12 protein-coding genes are annotated in these 14,246 nt (G+C 67.1%); 4 read left to right on the plus strand and 8 right to left on the minus strand.

The features are described from left to right. Positions 1-104: 104 nt before the first annotated feature. Entirely contained in the window at positions 105-452 is a 348-nt protein-coding gene (locus N5D91_RS09750; protein ID WP_279908940.1) for a hypothetical protein, read from the minus strand. A gap of 471 nt (positions 453-923) precedes the next feature. Here N5D91_RS09750 and N5D91_RS09755 point away from each other — a divergent pair, with 471 nt between their 5' ends. Next, a complete protein-coding gene (locus N5D91_RS09755) occupies positions 924-1,118 on the plus strand; it encodes a hypothetical protein (RefSeq protein ID WP_279908938.1) in 195 nt (64 codons plus the stop codon). 195 nt (positions 1,119-1,313) lie between these two features. On the opposite strand, the gene N5D91_RS09760 is transcribed toward N5D91_RS09755, so the two are convergent. Beyond that, positions 1,314-2,165, minus strand: a complete 852-nt coding sequence (locus N5D91_RS09760) for a site-specific integrase (RefSeq protein ID WP_279908935.1) — start codon at positions 2,163-2,165, stop codon at positions 1,314-1,316. A 356-nt stretch (positions 2,166-2,521) separates the two neighbouring features. Here N5D91_RS09760 and N5D91_RS09765 point away from each other — a divergent pair, with 356 nt between their 5' ends. Both N5D91_RS09765 and N5D91_RS09770 read left to right on the plus strand, forming a co-directional pair. Continuing rightward, positions 2,522-3,067 (plus strand): GNAT family protein, encoded by a 546-nt coding sequence (locus tag N5D91_RS09765; protein ID WP_180854616.1) that lies wholly within the window; start codon positions 2,522-2,524, stop codon positions 3,065-3,067. 114 nt (positions 3,068-3,181) lie between these two features. After that, positions 3,182-4,618 carry a GGDEF domain-containing protein gene (locus N5D91_RS09770; protein WP_180854617.1) on the plus strand — a complete coding sequence of 479 codons (1,437 nt, stop codon included), beginning with the start codon at positions 3,182-3,184 and terminating at the stop codon, positions 4,616-4,618. On the opposite strand, the gene N5D91_RS09775 is transcribed toward N5D91_RS09770, so the two are convergent. After that, entirely contained in the window at positions 4,615-6,441 is a 1,827-nt protein-coding gene (locus N5D91_RS09775; protein WP_180854618.1) for a methyl-accepting chemotaxis protein, read from the minus strand. The two genes, N5D91_RS09770 and N5D91_RS09775, sit on opposite strands and share 4 nt — an antisense overlap. A gap of 254 nt (positions 6,442-6,695) precedes the next feature. Continuing rightward, positions 6,696-7,280: a GNAT family N-acetyltransferase gene (locus tag N5D91_RS09780; RefSeq protein WP_258011554.1), complete on the minus strand. Its 585-nt coding sequence runs from the start codon at positions 7,278-7,280 to the stop codon at positions 6,696-6,698. Between the two features lie 111 nt (positions 7,281-7,391). Here N5D91_RS09780 and N5D91_RS09785 point away from each other — a divergent pair, with 111 nt between their 5' ends. Further along, the gene (locus tag N5D91_RS09785) at positions 7,392-8,480 is read left to right on the plus strand and encodes a DUF5694 domain-containing protein (protein WP_164162578.1); all 1,089 of its coding nucleotides are present in this window, start codon (positions 7,392-7,394) and stop codon (positions 8,478-8,480) included. Between the two features lie 45 nt (positions 8,481-8,525). Here the strand turns inward: N5D91_RS09785 and N5D91_RS09790 are convergent, their stop codons facing one another. The 4 genes from N5D91_RS09790 to N5D91_RS09805 form a co-directional block, all read right to left on the minus strand. After that, on the minus strand, positions 8,526-8,756 hold the full coding sequence (locus tag N5D91_RS09790) for a hypothetical protein (RefSeq protein WP_180854619.1): 231 nt from the start codon (positions 8,754-8,756) through the stop codon (positions 8,526-8,528). Positions 8,757-8,818: 62 nt separating this feature from the next. Then, positions 8,819-11,008, minus strand: coding sequence for a PAS domain-containing protein (locus N5D91_RS09795; protein ID WP_180854620.1), 2,190 nt, complete (start codon positions 11,006-11,008; stop codon positions 8,819-8,821). Between the two features lie 207 nt (positions 11,009-11,215). Continuing rightward, positions 11,216-13,603, minus strand: a complete 2,388-nt coding sequence (locus N5D91_RS09800; RefSeq protein WP_180854621.1) for a Tex family protein — start codon at positions 13,601-13,603, stop codon at positions 11,216-11,218. Between the two features lie 207 nt (positions 13,604-13,810). Next, complete coding sequence (locus N5D91_RS09805; protein WP_006452005.1) at positions 13,811-14,026, minus strand: hypothetical protein; 216 nt, start codon at positions 14,024-14,026, stop codon at positions 13,811-13,813. Positions 14,027-14,246: the final 220 nt, after the last annotated feature.

Below are 14,246 nucleotides of genomic sequence, written 5' to 3' on the forward strand. Positions count from 1 at the left end.
GCGAATGGGATCCCTACGCCGCTCAGTGGATCCGCAACCTCATCGATGCCGGGCTGATCCCGCCTGGCCACGTCGACACCAGGAGCATCACCGATGTTCAACCCTCAGACCTCGCCGGATACCGGCAATGCCACTTCTTCGCCGGCATCGCCGGCTGGTCCCTTGCAGCTCGACTTGCTGGGTGGCCCGACGACCGCGAGCTCTGGACCGGCAGCGCCCCGTGCCAGCCGTTCTCCGTCGCGGGTAAAGGAAAAGCCCAGGATGACGATCGGCACCTGTGGCCCCACTTCCTTCGCCTCATCCGTGCCCGACGGCCCGCTGTCGTCATGGGAGAACAGGTTGCGGCGGCGGTTGGCAAGAACTGGCTCGACGGAGTGTCTGCTGACCTGGAAGCAGAGGACTACGCCTGCCGGGCGGTCGTTGTCCCAGCTTGTGCCGTCGACGCGCCCCATCGCCGGGATCGACTCTGGTTTGTGGCCCACGCCAATGGCGCACGAAGCGCGGCTGGGCTACCAGCGTCGGCGCGGGGACACGAAGGGCTCGCAGGAATCGCTCACCACGGTCGTGGTGAATGTGTTGGCACCGCTGGACTATCCCCGCATCGCGGGCCTGTGGCCGACGCCGACCGCCTCGCTCGCCGACAAGGGCGTGCGATCGACGGAGGGTGCGATCAGGGAAGCAGCGCGGAACCACGGGCCGGATCTCGCTGCGGTGGCGGTGGCAGCGATGTGGCCGACCGCAACTGCGACGGACGCGAACCGCGGGGTTCTTCCACCGCGTCCGCACGACACTGGAGTTCCGCTCAACCAGGCGGTGGCGCTGGCGCTTGGGATAACGCCGAATGGATCACAGGACACGATGGGAAAGCCCGCCGGGTCCCTCAATCCGGAATTCGTCTCTTGGCTCATGGGGTTCTCGGACGCATGGCTATTGTGCGCCCCGGATTCGAAGGCCGAACCGAGGACCCGGAAGCGATCCACTGGTACAGCCGCGCGGGTGCGCTCAAAGCGTTCGGCAACGCCATCGTCCCCGAAGTCGCGGCCGAAGTGATCGGCGCCTACATGGATTGCTACCCGGATCCAGACGAGCAGCTGCGCGCTGCGCTGGCCACGAACTGAAGGAGGACAACATGAGTGCTGCCGAGAACATCCCCTTTGAGCTGCGCGCCATCGGCGCCGAGGAAGTCGGCTCCCTGCTTGGCCTGGCCGCGCGCACGGTGCTGGAGACTGTCGCCTGCCGGCCTGACTTCCCAATCCGCATCACCATGCGTCCGGCAACTTGGATCGCGGGCGAGGTGCTGGAGTGGCGCCAAGCTAACCGAGCCGGTCAGCCAGCTCGTCGGCGTCGGTCTGGTAGTAAATCAGCAGGCTCTTCAGGTCGCGATGGCCAATGACGCGGGCCAACTCCATCACGTCCAGCTTCTTCGACAGCCGCCAGATCGCCTCTGCGCGGCTGTCGTGGAAGTGCAGGTTCTCGATCTGAGCAGCATCGCGTGCGCGGCGGAACAGCGTGTCGCGCGTTCCCGGATCCAGATTGAACACGCTGTCCGCATCCTGCGGCAGCAGGCCGACGATCTCCCGCGCTCGGGCTGACATCGGCACCCGGCGCACGTCGCCGTTCTTGGTCTTGGGCAGAGTCACGGATTTTGCGGACACGTCCGACCACTTCATCCCCAGGATCTCGCCCGCGCGCATGGCGGTCTCCAGCGCGAACAGGAAGCACAGGGCCACCCGGTGCTGCGCCGTCTCAGGTACGCCGCCGTCATACCCCAGCGCCAGTGTCAGCCTGTCGATCTCTTCCTGTGGTACGCGGCGCTTGCGGCTCGCCGGCGCCTGGGGCCTGTCCACGTCTTTGATCGGATCGCTGTTCAGCCAGCCCCAATCCTTGCGGCACGACTTGAACACCGACTGCAGCAGGTTCATCTCGCGACGGACCGAGGCGCCGGATACTTGGGACAGACGTCGTTCCCTCCACTCGGCCAGGTGGATGGGCCGAAGGGCCGGCAGCCGGACCAGCGAAAGCTGATCGCGCTCCAGCAGGCCCAGCCTGGCCAGCTCCCACTTCGCTCCCTTGTGCTTGGGTGCCACCTCGTTGGCATAGCGCCGCAGGGCGTCCTTCACTGTGTTCTCTGGCAGTCGAGCCCCGGTCAGCTCGGCCTCGCGCATCAGCGCCCACTGGACCGCTTGGGCCTTTGTCGGGAGGGTGTTCGACTCGCGTCGACCGTCCTTGTAGATCTCTGCACGCCAGGAGGTGCCGCGTCGTTGGATAGATGCCATAGGGCCAATGTTCGGCGTAATTCTGGCGTAACGCTATCGGGCAGGCACGGGGAATCGCGGGATTACGGCCATCCTTCGGATGTACGCAAGCTGTTGATACTGCTTGAAATAGTCACAGATAGGGATTCCACGGGATTGGCCGGAAAATGGCCGGAAGTGCCTTTCACCGGCACCACAGCATCAAAGGCCAGGTCCTCGACCTGGCCTTTTGCTTTTCCAGGTCCGGGGCGGCCACACTGCCCGGCATGCCCGCCTCGCGCCAGCCGTCACTTCCAGACACCCTGCCCGCACGCCTGCGCGCCCTGCGGGTGGATGATGCGGTTGCGTGGTCCCGCTACCTCTCTCTACCAGGCGTGATCGAACACACCAGCTGGGGCGACATCTCCGAAGCTGCATTGCGCCAGCAGGTCGCCAGCTACCGACCTGCGTCCCCCGACCCGCGCTGGGCGCTGGTGGATGCCCACGATCGCTTGATCGGCACCTTCGGCCTGAACGGAATCGATCTCCAGCATGGCCGCGGCGAGCTGGCCTATGACCTGGACCCGCACTGGCAGGGACAGGGGCTGGCCACGCAGGCGGCGCGCGCGGTGCTCGACTGGGGCCATGCGGTACGGTCGCTGACGCGCATCCAGGCGACCGTCCTGGACAGCAACGCCCGCTCGATCGCCGTGCTGGAACGCCTCGGCATGCAGCGCGAAGGGCTGCTGTGCGCCTATCGCAAGGTGCGGGGCCATCCCCGGAACTTCTGGATGTACGCCCACCTTGAAGGCACCGTCGCGTCACCCCTTTGAAATACAACTGCGACTTCTGACAAGGTTGTCACTAGACGCAGCGCACACTTTTCTTGCCAGCCTCACGTACATCTGCCTATCGTGATCCTGCCGGATCCGGGGGCGGGGGAATGCATGACGTTGCGTGCTGCACTGTTTTTTCTGGTCACGCACGCGCTCGTCATTGCCTTGATCGGCCCCCAGGACCCAGTGGGCTCCTATCTTCTGCTGATCACCGCTCCTCTGTTGGCCGCACTGGCCTGCCTGAGACGCGCACGGGACAGCCAGGCCGCCTGCAAGTGGCGGATGCTGGGCGCCGCCGTCGCCCTGTTCTCGCTTGCATTGCTGGCCCTGCTGTACCGCAACGTGGCTGGCCTCGACCCTGCGCAGATGACCGCGTCATCCTTGATCCTGTACGTGTTCTACCGGATTCCATTGACCTACGTGGCCGCCAGCCCGGGCGGCGGGAATCGCTACATCCGTGCCGTGGACCTCGGGATCATCGCGCTGCTATGGCTGCTGTACTACGGGCATACGCGGGCGATGGCGCCACTGAACACCGCCTTGTGGACGCAGTGCCTGAACACCATGAGCAGCGTGCAGAACAGCCTGGTGTTCTGCTTTGCACTGATCCGTTTCCTGGCCGAGGACAATCCGGACCGCCGCGATTTTTTCCGGACGCTGACGATCTACGCGCTGGGCTACTTCCTGCTGGCCTTCTACATCAATACCTATCAGCCGCAGGTGCCCGACGGCAACTGGGGCGACCTGCTGATCAGTGGACTGTTCGTACTGCTGGCGGTCATGGCCGGCAACAACCGCCGCCCAGCGGTGCCGGTATCGCGCAGCCTGCGGCGCATCGTCGATGCCGGCGTGCCGCTGATGCTGCCGTTGCTGCTGATGATGGTAGCGCTGCTGGTCGCACGCCTGCAGCCGACCCTGGCCACGGTCGGCTTCATCGGCGCCCTGCTCGGCTATGCGCTGCGCAGCGTGCTGAGCCAGATCGAAATCCAGCGCCAGCGCGATGAGCTGGAAACGCTGGCCCGGCGCGATCCGCTGACCGGGCTGGGCAACCGGCGCAGCTTCGATGAATCGCTTGGCGCGGCCCACCGCCGTGCCCGCCGCCAGGGCCTTGGCCTGGCCGTGCTGATGATCGACATCGATCACTTCAAGCGGCTCAATGACACCTACGGTCACCCTGAAGGTGACCGCCGCCTGCGCGCTGTTGCGGCGATTCTCGACGGCTGCCTGCAGCGCGGCGATGACCTGCTGGCCCGCTACGGTGGCGAGGAGTTCATTGCCGCCCTGCCCTCATCCGATACCTCGCACGCGCTGGATCTGGGCGAACGGCTGCGCGCTGCTGTCGAACATGCGGCACTGCCTGCCCCGCACGGCCGTGTGACCATCAGCGTCGGCGTGGCCTGGCAGGCTGCCGGCGACGAGCGCGAGCCGGATGACCTGGTCGACCGCGCCGACCAGGCCCTGTACCGGGCCAAGCACGCCGGCCGCAACTGCGTGCAGCTCGCCCCGGACGCGACGACCGGGGAGGAGGCTGACGGACGCCGTGCCTAGACCGCGTGCAACGCGGCCACCCCGTGCGGATGGCCACCCCCGCCCTGCACACGGAAGCTCGCTACGGTCTGCAGCAGCTGCGCCGATTGTTCCTCCATGCTGCGTGCCGCCGCCGAGGCCTCCTCGACCAGGGCCGCGTTCTGCTGGGTGCCCTGGTCGATCAGATCGACCGCATGGTTCATCTGCTGGATGTCATCGCTCTGCTGCTGCGAGGCGGTGCTGATCTCGATCATCAGGTCGCTCACCCGGCGGACGTTGGTCACGATCTCATCCATGGTGCGGCCCGCACTCTCGACCTGGGCAGTGCCGGCTCCCACATTGGCAACCGACTCGTCGATCAGGTGCTTGATCTCCTTGGCCGCGCTGGCCGAGCGCTGTGACAGCTCGCGGATCTCGGTGGCGACCACGGCGAAGCCACGGCCATGTTCGCCCGCACGTGCCGCTTCCACCGCTGCGTTCAGCGCCAGGATGTTGGTCTGGAAGGCGATGCCATCGATCACCCCGATGATGTCGACGATGCGTCGCGAGGACGCGTTGATCACCGCCATCGTTTCGACCACCTCGTGCACCACGCTGCCGCCACGCGCAGCGACATCGGCCGCGCCACCGGCCAGCTGGCTGGCCTGGCGTGCGTTGGTGGCGGTGCGCTGCACGGTCTCGGCCAGGCCCTTCATCGACACCGCGGTCTCCTCCAGCGAGGCGGCCTGCTGCTCGGTGCGCTGCGACAGGTCACTGTTGCCCTGCGCGATTTCGGTCGCGCCCACCGCAATGGTGTCGGCGGCGAACTTGATCTGGCCGATGATGGCGGCCATCGCCTCGACCAGCGCGTTCACGCCCTCGCACAGCTCCGCGATCGAACCCTGCTTGTCCGTCATCGCAACGCGTCGGGTCAGATCGCCCTGCTTGGCAGCGGCCACCACTTCCCGGGTCTGCGCCACGGCGCGCTGCATGGCCTGGTTCTCATGCACCTGCGCGGTGATGTCGGTTGCGTACTTGACGACCTTGAACGGCTTGCCGTTGAGGTCGAGGATGGGGTTGTAGGAGGCCTGGATCCAGACCTCGCGCCCGCCCTTGCCCAAGCGGCGATACTGGCCGGCATCGTATTCGCCGCGTCCGAGCTTCTCCCAGAACCGGCGATACTCATCGCTGCTGCGATGGCCCGGCTCGACGAACAGCGAGTGGTGCTGCCCACGCACCTCATCCAGGCTGTAGCCGGTGACGGCGAGGAAGTTCTCATTGGCCGAGAGGATGCGCCCGTCCATGCCGAATTCGATCACTGCCTGCGATTTGCCGATCGCCGCCAGCTGCCCGGCCGAATCGGCCGCCTGCAGTTTCTGCGCGGTGATGTCGGTGGCGAACTTGACCACCTTGTACGGCCGTCCCTGACGATCCAGGACCGGGTTGTACGACGCCTGGATCCAGATCTCGCGCTGGCCCTTGCCGAAGCGCCGATACTGTCCGGCGTCATATTCGCCGCGCCCCAACCGCGCCCAGAAGTCGCGGTATTCGGCGCTGCGCGCCTGCTCGGCATCGACGAACAGTGAATGGTGCTTGCCCTGGATCTCCTCCAGCCGGTAGCCCATCGCCTGCAGGAAATTGTCGTTGGCCTGCAGGATGGTGCCATCGAGCGCGAACTCGATGACGGCCTGCACGCGATGCAGCGCCGCGACCTGCGCTTCCAGTTCGGCGCGGTCGGTTGCCGCCGGCTCGGTGCGGGTGCGCTGATGCGGAGCAAGGACGCCCAGCAGCGCGCGCCACGGCGACCAACGGGTATGCAGCTCGGCCGGCGCCTGCGCGCCCGCCGTGAAGCCTGGAATGAGCATTGTCTGATCCTCGGTGTCCGGTAAGCGGTTGCGACCCGACGGGCGGGATGCCCGGCGGCAACTTCAGTTGCTTGGGACTACAGGTACCGGCAGGCACCCCTCGAGCGGCTGGCAAGAACGTCTGGTGCGGGTGCGATCGGCATAGGCAACGGCGGAACACACAGCGCGGACCGCCCATCGGGGGCAGCCTGGGGTCCTGCAGCGGGTGACTGGAGCGGGATCCAGAGGGGATATCGGCGATGGGGTTCGGGGCTTTAGCGGGATTCCGCGACGTCCGTCGCAACTCCAGGCATGCGCGCAGGAATGCGATAGACGATCGCCGTGTACTTCACTTCCTGCTCACGCGCGACGGGCACGCCCCCCAGGGATTCGGCCAGACGCCGGCTCGGCGCGTTCTGCTCGGCCACCGGATAGCGGAATGCCGCGCATCGCAGGCGCCCGGAAGCCCACGACCACACCGCCGCCACGGCTTCCTGGCCGTAGCCCTGGCCATGCATCGCTTCATCGATCCAGATGCCGAGTTCGGGTTCGGCGTCCATGGTTCGATGCAGGCCGGCCAGACCAAGGAAGGCGCCATCGTCACGTCGGCGGATGACAAAGGTGATGTCCGTCCCCTCGGCGATGGTGGGCAACCACGCCCGCCAGACCGCAGTGAAGGCCTCCTCCGACGGCGGCGGCTCGAAGGCCATGTAGCGTGTCAGCCCCGGCGTGATCGCTGCGAACACCTCATCGGCATCCTCCGCCGTGAAAGGCCGCAGGCACAACCTCGCACTTTCGATCACCCGGTTGCCTGAGGTCATGTCCTGCACCACGATTTCATTGCATCCAGCCTCGCTCATGAGGCGCGTGCAACGCAAGCCGAAAGGGCCATGACCAACGGGGGATTCCCGGACGCCGGGAAACGGCCAGCATGCAGTGACCTGAAGGATGTTCACGGACACGGAGATCACATGCTTGCACGCTTGGCCAGCTACCTCTTCCTGGGACTGTGCAGTACCGGTGCCCTGGCTGCCGATGCCGCCTATCGGCCGTCCTTCCATCCCGACCAGCTGAAGGGTCCGCCTGCCGGTCGCCCAAACGAGGTCCTGGTGCTGGGCAGCCCGCACCTGTCCAGCCTGCCGAAGACCTTCAAGCCAGCAATGCTGGAGCCCCTGCTGCAGCGACTGCAGGCCTGGCAGCCAACGGTGATCGCGGTGGAGAACCTGTCCGGCCTGCAGTGCGACTTCATGCGCCGCAATCCAGGCCGCTACGCCGGAAGTGTCGAGGACTACTGCGTCGATCCAGCACCGGCGCAGGCCGCGACCGGCCTGGACGTTCCCAGCGCCAATGCCGAGATGGAACGCCTGCTTGCGGACTGGCCGAGCGAACCCAGCGCCGCCCAGCGGCGCCGATTGGCCGCGGTTTTCCTCGCTGCGGGCGAGAACGGTTCGGCCGTCGTGCAGTGGCTGCGGTTGCCCAGTGAAGAGCGTCGTGCCGGTGACAGCCTGACCCCTGAACTGGTGCGCTACCTCGACACCCGCATGGCCAAGCCGAACGAAGTGGGCATGGTCGCAGGCGTACTGGCCGCACGGCTGGGCCTGGAACGGCTGTGGTCGGTCGACGACCACACCGCGGATTCGCCCACGCCGGCATCCCGGAAGAAGGCCTACGCTGCCGCCATCAGGGCCGCCTGGGACAATCCCTTCGTCGAGACGCGAATGGCCGCTGACGAGCAACTCGAAGCCAATCTCGACAAACCCGAGGGGCTGCTCGAGATGTATCGCGCGTACAACAGCGCGGACGCCGCGATGATGGCCTACAACAGCGACTTCGGTGCGACCCTGGTCGAGCCGTCGCCGGAGGGCTTCGGCCGCAACTACGTGGGCTACTGGGAAACCCGCAACCTGCGCATGGTCGCCAACATGCGCGACGTACTCGGGCAACAGCCGGGTGCGCGCATGCTGACCATCGTCGGCGCCTCGCACAAGGGCTACTACGAGGCGTACCTCAACCTGATGCACGACGTGCAGCTGGTCAGTTCGGATGAAGTGCTGCGTTGAAGCCAGGCGCGGATCGCAGGGATGATGGCGGTGCCCTCAGCGCCATCATCCTGCGCCCTTCCTGCCTGCCCGCCACAACACGAGACTGGCGCCACCGATACAGGACAGCGTGAACACCAGCAGGGCGATGGCGCCGCCCTGCAGGACCGGCAGCAACGCCTGCGCGTGCAGATCGTCGCGCACTTCTTCCAGGCGCAGGCTGGCGGCCAGCGCCAGGCACCAGCCGACCATTGCCGGGGCATACGCCCGCACCGCAACCGGGCTCCAGACTTTCATGGGATCACCTGCTCGAGTGGGGATGCGCGCAGTATTCGCGCGCGTCCTCTCACAGCCTGAGATCAGCCTTCGGCGGTTTCGGAATCATCGCCGGGCAGCTCGCTGGCCTCGCCCTGCACCTGCACGTTGTTGCGACCCAGCGCCTTGGCCCGGTAGCACTGGGCATCGGCAGCGGCCACGGCCTGATCGACGCTCATCCCACCGGCCAGCGGCGCGATACCGATGCTGGCGCCGACCCGCAGCCGGTCCTGGTCCCACGGAATGGAAAGAGATGCCAGCGTGTGCAGCAGCTCAGCGCCGATGCGGGCAGCGCGTCGCGGCGTGCACCCGGACAGGATCACCGCGAATTCGTCGCCCCCCAGCCGCGCCACCACGTCCGAATCGCGCACGCCGTGGCGCAGCACGCTGGCCACTGCCCACAGCACGGCATCGCCGGCCAGATGGCCCCAGGTGTCGTTGACCGGCTTGAAGCGATCCAGATCGATGTACATCAACGAGGCCGCCTGGCCGGTGCGCTCGACGCGGGTGATGGCCTGCTGCAGGTGCACCTCGAAACCGCGGCGGTTGCTCAGCTCGGTCAGCGGATCGATCTCGGCCAGGTGGCGGGCTTCGCGCTGGCGTGCACGCTGCTGGGTGTCGTCGCGCAGCACCCAGACCGCGCCGCGCACGTGGCCTTCGTCATCACGCAACCAGGCGCGGGTCAGGTCCACCGGTACGGTGGCGGTGCCGAGGCGAAGCAACAGATCGGCATGCAGGTCCACCGCATTGCTTTCCGGGTCCAGCAGTACCGACACGTCCAGTACCGAGCCGGGCGCGTACTCGGTGGTCAGCGCCAGTACGTCCTGTACCTTGTGTCCGGCCAGCGACAGCGCACCATCGCCCGCCAGCGTGCGCACCGCTGCGGCATTGGCATAGTCGATGCGGCCATCGAGGCTGACGCTGAGCACCAGGTCGGCCACTGCATCCAGCGTGATGCGGCTGCGTTGTTCACTCTCGAACAGACGCTGCTCACTGCTGCGCTGGGCGGTGATGTCCTGGATCTGCGACACGAAATGCAGCGGCTCGCCGTGCTCGTTGCGCACCAGCGATACCGACAGCCGCGCCCAGATGATGCGTCCGTCGCGGTCGAGATAGCGCTTTTCCAGGTGATAGTGGCTGCGTCGTCCGGCCAGCAGGTCCTGCACCAGGGCCAGGTCGGTCTGCAGGTCGTCGGGATGGGTCAGCCGCTGGAAATCGACCTGCAGCAGTTCTTCGCGCGGATAGCCCAGGATCCGGCACAGCGCGTCGTTGACGTCCAGCCAGCGCCCTTCCAGCGACACCAGTGCCATGCCCAGTGCGGCGGAGGTGAACGCGCCCGCGAACTTCTCCGCCGACAGCCGTGCTTCGGCGCGCGCCTGCAGGATCTCGGTAATGTCGATGGCCATGCCGACGTAGCCGATGCGTGCTCCATCGGCGCTCTCCATGCGGCTGATCGACAGGCGCACCTGGCGTGACTGGCCATCCTTGCGCAGCAGCGTCCACTGCCGCGAGTAGGTCTGCCCGTCGGCACGCGCGCTCAGCGCCTCGAACACGCCAGGAAGATTGCCATCAGCATCGGCCAGCGGTTGCAACCAGGCTTTCAGTTCGGCCGGATCGTGGAAGGCATCGAGGCGGCGCTGGCCGACCACCTCCGGCGCGGTGTAACCGAGCAGGCGCTGCGCGCCGGTATTGAACAGGGTGATGGTGCCGTCGGTATCGGTGGCGATCACCGCCACCTCATCGGACGCATCGACCACCGCCTGCAGGCGCTGGCGGGTCTCGGCGGCGTCCTGCCGGGCCTGCTGCAGCTCGGTGACGTCGGCATGGGCGCCGGCCATCCACAGCGGCCTGCCCTGCCCGTCCCATTCGAAGACGCGGCCGCGGTCCTGGATCCAGATCCACTGGCCATTCTTGTGGCGCATGCGCAGCAGGCAGGCGTAGTTGTCGCTGCGCCCTTCGAAATGGTCGTCCAGCGCCGCGTCGGACAGCGCGATGTCATCGGGATGGACCAGCTTCAGGAACGTCCTCTGGCAGATCGGTTCCAGTTCTTCCAGGCGGTAGCCGACGATCTCGGCCCAGCGTGCGTTGACCCGCATCTCGCCGGTCTGCACGTTCCATTCCCAGGTACCCGCAGAGGTGCCATCGATGATCATCGCCAGCCGGCGGCGTTCTTCGGCCAGCTCCTGCAGGCGCCGCTCGAGCAGCCCGTTGCCGTTGTTTCCCTGGCCCGCCATCAATCCGGTCCCCTGCCGGCGCGGGCAGGCGCCGACCGCAGCGAAGCGCTGCAGCCTGCGACGAAGACGGCGGGTCGTGCTGGCGTCATGGCCCTCCCCAGCGACAGCGGGGAGGCCGAACGCCCCCCTCAGGCGCAAGTGTGCGCAATCACGGGGAAAACCGACAAGTCCCCCGCCCCGGATCAACCGTGACGGGGGGCACGATCTTCAGCTGCGCTTGGCGCGGGCGAAGGCCTCGGCCAGGGCATTGTTGGCCGGTGGGGCCGACGGGCCGGGGCGGCCGCCATTGCCCTGGCCGCGGTTCGGCCCACGGTTCTGCCCGCCGGCGTCGCGGCGCGGCCCCTGGCCCTGGCTGCGCTCATCGCGCTGGCCCGGGCGGCTGGTGGCCTGGCCCGGGGTGTCGTCCAGGCGCCGGGTCAGGGCGATGCGCTTGCGCGGCACGTCCACCTCCAGCACCTTGACCTTGACGATGTCGCCGGCCTTGACCACGTCACGCGGGTCCTTCACGAAGGTATCGGACAGCGCCGAAATGTGGATCAGGCCGTCCTGGTGCACGCCGATATCGACAAACGCCCCGAAGGCGGCGACGTTGCTCACCACCCCTTCCAGCACCATGCCTTCGCGCAGGTCCTTGATGTCCTCGACGCCTTCGGCGAAGCGCGCGGCCTTGAACTCCGGACGCGGATCGCGGCCCGGCTTCTCCAGTTCCTTGAGGATGTCGCGCACGGTCGGCACGCCGAAGGTGGCATCGGTGAACTGCTCGGCCTTCAGGCCACGCAGGAAGCTGCCGTCACCGATCAGCGCCTTGATCGGGCGCGCGGTGCTGGCCACGATGCGCTCGACCACCGGATAGGCTTCGGGGTGTACCGCCGAGGCGTCCAGCGGCTGGTCGCCATCGGCGATACGCAGGAAGCCAGCGCACTGCTCGAAGGTCTTCTCGCCCAGGCGCGCGACCTTCAGCAGGTCCTTGCGACGCTTGAACGGGCCGTTGTCGTCACGATGGCGCACGATGTTCTCGGCCACCGTGGCCGACAGGCCGGACACGCGCGACAGCAGCGCGGCCGAGGCGGTGTTGACGTAGACGCCGACCGCGTTCACGCAGTCCTCCACGCGCGCGTCCAGCGCCCGCGCCAGGCGGTACTGGTCCACGTCGTGCTGGTACTGGCCGACGCCGATCGCCTTGGGTTCGATCTTGACCAGTTCGGCCAGCGGATCCTGCAGGCGGCGCGCGATCGACACCGCGCCACGCAGCGACACGTCCAGGCCCGGGAACTCCTTGGCCGCGAACTCGGACGCCGAGTACACCGACGCACCGGCCTCGCTGACCACCACCTTCTGCAGCTTCGGGTTGGCGGTCGCCTTGATCGCTTCGCCGGCCAGCTTGTCGGTTTCGCGGCTGGCGGTGCCGTTGCCGATCGCGATCAGTTCCACGTTGTGCCTGGCGCACAGCTGCTTGATCGTCTGCAGCGACTGCTCCCACTGGCGGCGCGGCTCGTGCGGGTAGATGGTGTCGGTGGCGACCAGCTTGCCGGTGGCATCGACCACGGCGATCTTGCAGCCGGTACGGATGCCCGGGTCCAGGCCGAGTACGGTCTTCGGGCCGGCCGGTGCGGCCAGCAGCAGGTCCTTCAGGTTGTCGCCGAACACCGCGATGGCTTCGGCTTCGGCCTTTTCGCGGGCCTGGTTGAACAGGTCCAGCAGCAGATGGGTGTGCAGCTTGGCACGCCAGGTCAGGCGGCAGGCATCCAGCAGCCAGCGGTCAGCGGCTCGGCCCTGGTCGGCGATGCCGGCCTTGCGCGCCACGCGCCCTTCGGCGTACTGGTGGCCGGCCTCGGCCTCGCTGCCCGGGTCCAGTTCCAGGAACAGGATTTCCTCGCGGCGCGCACGGAACAGCGCCAGCAACCGGTGCGAGGGAATCTTCGCCAGCGACTCGGCGTGTTCAAAATAATCGCGGTACTTGGCGCCTTCGGTTTCCTTGCCCTCGGCCACGCGCGCGCGGATCACGCCGGTCTCGCCCAGCCAGGTCCGCAGCTCACCGACCAGCGCGGCATCTTCGCCCCAGCGCTCCATCAGGATCGCGCGGGCGCCTTCCAGCGCGGCCTTGGTGTCGGCCACGCCCTTGTCGGTGTCGACGAAACCGGCGGCAAAGACCTGCGGGTCCTGCGTCGGGTCGGCCAGCAAGCCATCGGCCAGCGGCTCCAGACCGGCCTCGCGGGCGATCTGGGCACGGGTACGGCGCTTGGGCTTGTACGGCAGGTACAGGTCTTCCAGCCGGCTCTTGGTGTCGGCGGCCAGGATGTCATTGCGCAGGTCGTCGCTGAGCTTGCCCTGCTCGCCGATGCTGGCCAGCACCGCCGCGCGACGGTCTTCCAGTTCGCGCAGGTAGGTCAGGCGCACTTCCAGGTTGCGCAGCTGGGTGTCGTCCAGGCCCCCGGTCACTTCCTTGCGGTAGCGCGCGATGAACGGAACGCTGGCGCCTTCGTCGAGCAGGCCGACGGCGGCACGTACCTGGGCGGACTGGGCACCGATCTCGTCGGCGATGGTCTGGGCGATCTGCTGGGCGAGCGCGCTCTGGGCGTTCTTGGCGTCGTGCATTGCTTCAGGTCTATGCCGCGTTTCGGGAAGACCCCATTCTGGCAATCCACGACGGAGCCGGACAAGGCATTGACAGGGGGCGAGGTTCAGCGGCGAGGCCGGAGTGGACGCCGGCATCCTGGCGAAGAGAGGGCTCGGACTGGCCCTGGGCTGGGATGCCGGCGCGGGCGCGCGATGGTGGGCGCGCCCTGCCGCGTGTTACGAAGGTCAGCGGTAGTGGCGGGCGGCGCGCTGCATGACGATGTCGTCACGCATGCTTTCCAGGGCCATCAGGCGGACCTTGCCGACACCCTGCAGTTCCATGAACCGCTCCGTGTAGAACTCCGGCCCCAGCGCGGTGTCGGCGCGGGATTTGCTGAAGCCGTAGGGCACCACGCCCTTCTCGCCATCCTTGCTACCACCGACATAAAGAACGATTGCCATGTGATGTATTCCTCCAAATTGCTACTGCGTACTGCACTCGATGAGCGATGCTGCGAGCTCATCGAGGAAGAGCTTACCGCGTCGAACCTGACTGGAACGTCACGAAGGCTAATGACGATCGGTTGCATGCAGATGACTGCGGGATCGCAGCAGAATGCTTACGGATCTTTAACTTCCGGCTAACGAATCCGCGGGGGATTCCCGCCAACGGCGCAGCCCC

The sequence above is a fragment of the Stenotrophomonas sp. GD03794 genome (genome assembly GCF_029842145.1).
In the GTDB taxonomy this organism is placed as follows: domain Bacteria; phylum Pseudomonadota; class Gammaproteobacteria; order Xanthomonadales; family Xanthomonadaceae; genus Stenotrophomonas; species Stenotrophomonas riyadhensis.

Bases quoted from the DNA above. Each gene is read 5' to 3' on its own strand.
- N5D91_RS09775 (WP_180854618.1), bottom strand. From the start codon at position 6,441: ATGCTCATTCCAGGCTTCACGGCGGGCGCGCAGGCGCCGGCCGAGCTG.
- N5D91_RS09760 (WP_279908935.1), bottom strand. From the start codon at position 2,165: ATGCGCGAGGCCGAGCTGACCGGGGCTCGACTGCCAGAGAACACAGTG.
- N5D91_RS09795 (WP_180854620.1), bottom strand. From the start codon at position 11,008: ATGGCGGGCCAGGGAAACAACGGCAACGGGCTGCTCGAGCGGCGCCTG.
- N5D91_RS09805 (WP_006452005.1), bottom strand. From the start codon at position 14,026: ATGGCAATCGTTCTTTATGTCGGTGGTAGCAAGGATGGCGAGAAGGGC.
- N5D91_RS09755 (WP_279908938.1), top strand. From the start codon at position 924: ATGGCTATTGTGCGCCCCGGATTCGAAGGCCGAACCGAGGACCCGGAA.
- N5D91_RS09765 (WP_180854616.1), top strand. From the start codon at position 2,522: ATGCCCGCCTCGCGCCAGCCGTCACTTCCAGACACCCTGCCCGCACGC.
- N5D91_RS09770 (WP_180854617.1), top strand. From the start codon at position 3,182: ATGACGTTGCGTGCTGCACTGTTTTTTCTGGTCACGCACGCGCTCGTC.
- N5D91_RS09780 (WP_258011554.1), bottom strand. From the start codon at position 7,280: ATGAGCGAGGCTGGATGCAATGAAATCGTGGTGCAGGACATGACCTCA.
- N5D91_RS09785 (WP_164162578.1), top strand. From the start codon at position 7,392: ATGCTTGCACGCTTGGCCAGCTACCTCTTCCTGGGACTGTGCAGTACC.
- N5D91_RS09790 (WP_180854619.1), bottom strand. From the start codon at position 8,756: ATGAAAGTCTGGAGCCCGGTTGCGGTGCGGGCGTATGCCCCGGCAATG.
- N5D91_RS09750 (WP_279908940.1), bottom strand. From the start codon at position 452: ATGGGGCGCGTCGACGGCACAAGCTGGGACAACGACCGCCCGGCAGGC.
- N5D91_RS09800 (WP_180854621.1), bottom strand. From the start codon at position 13,603: ATGCACGACGCCAAGAACGCCCAGAGCGCGCTCGCCCAGCAGATCGCC.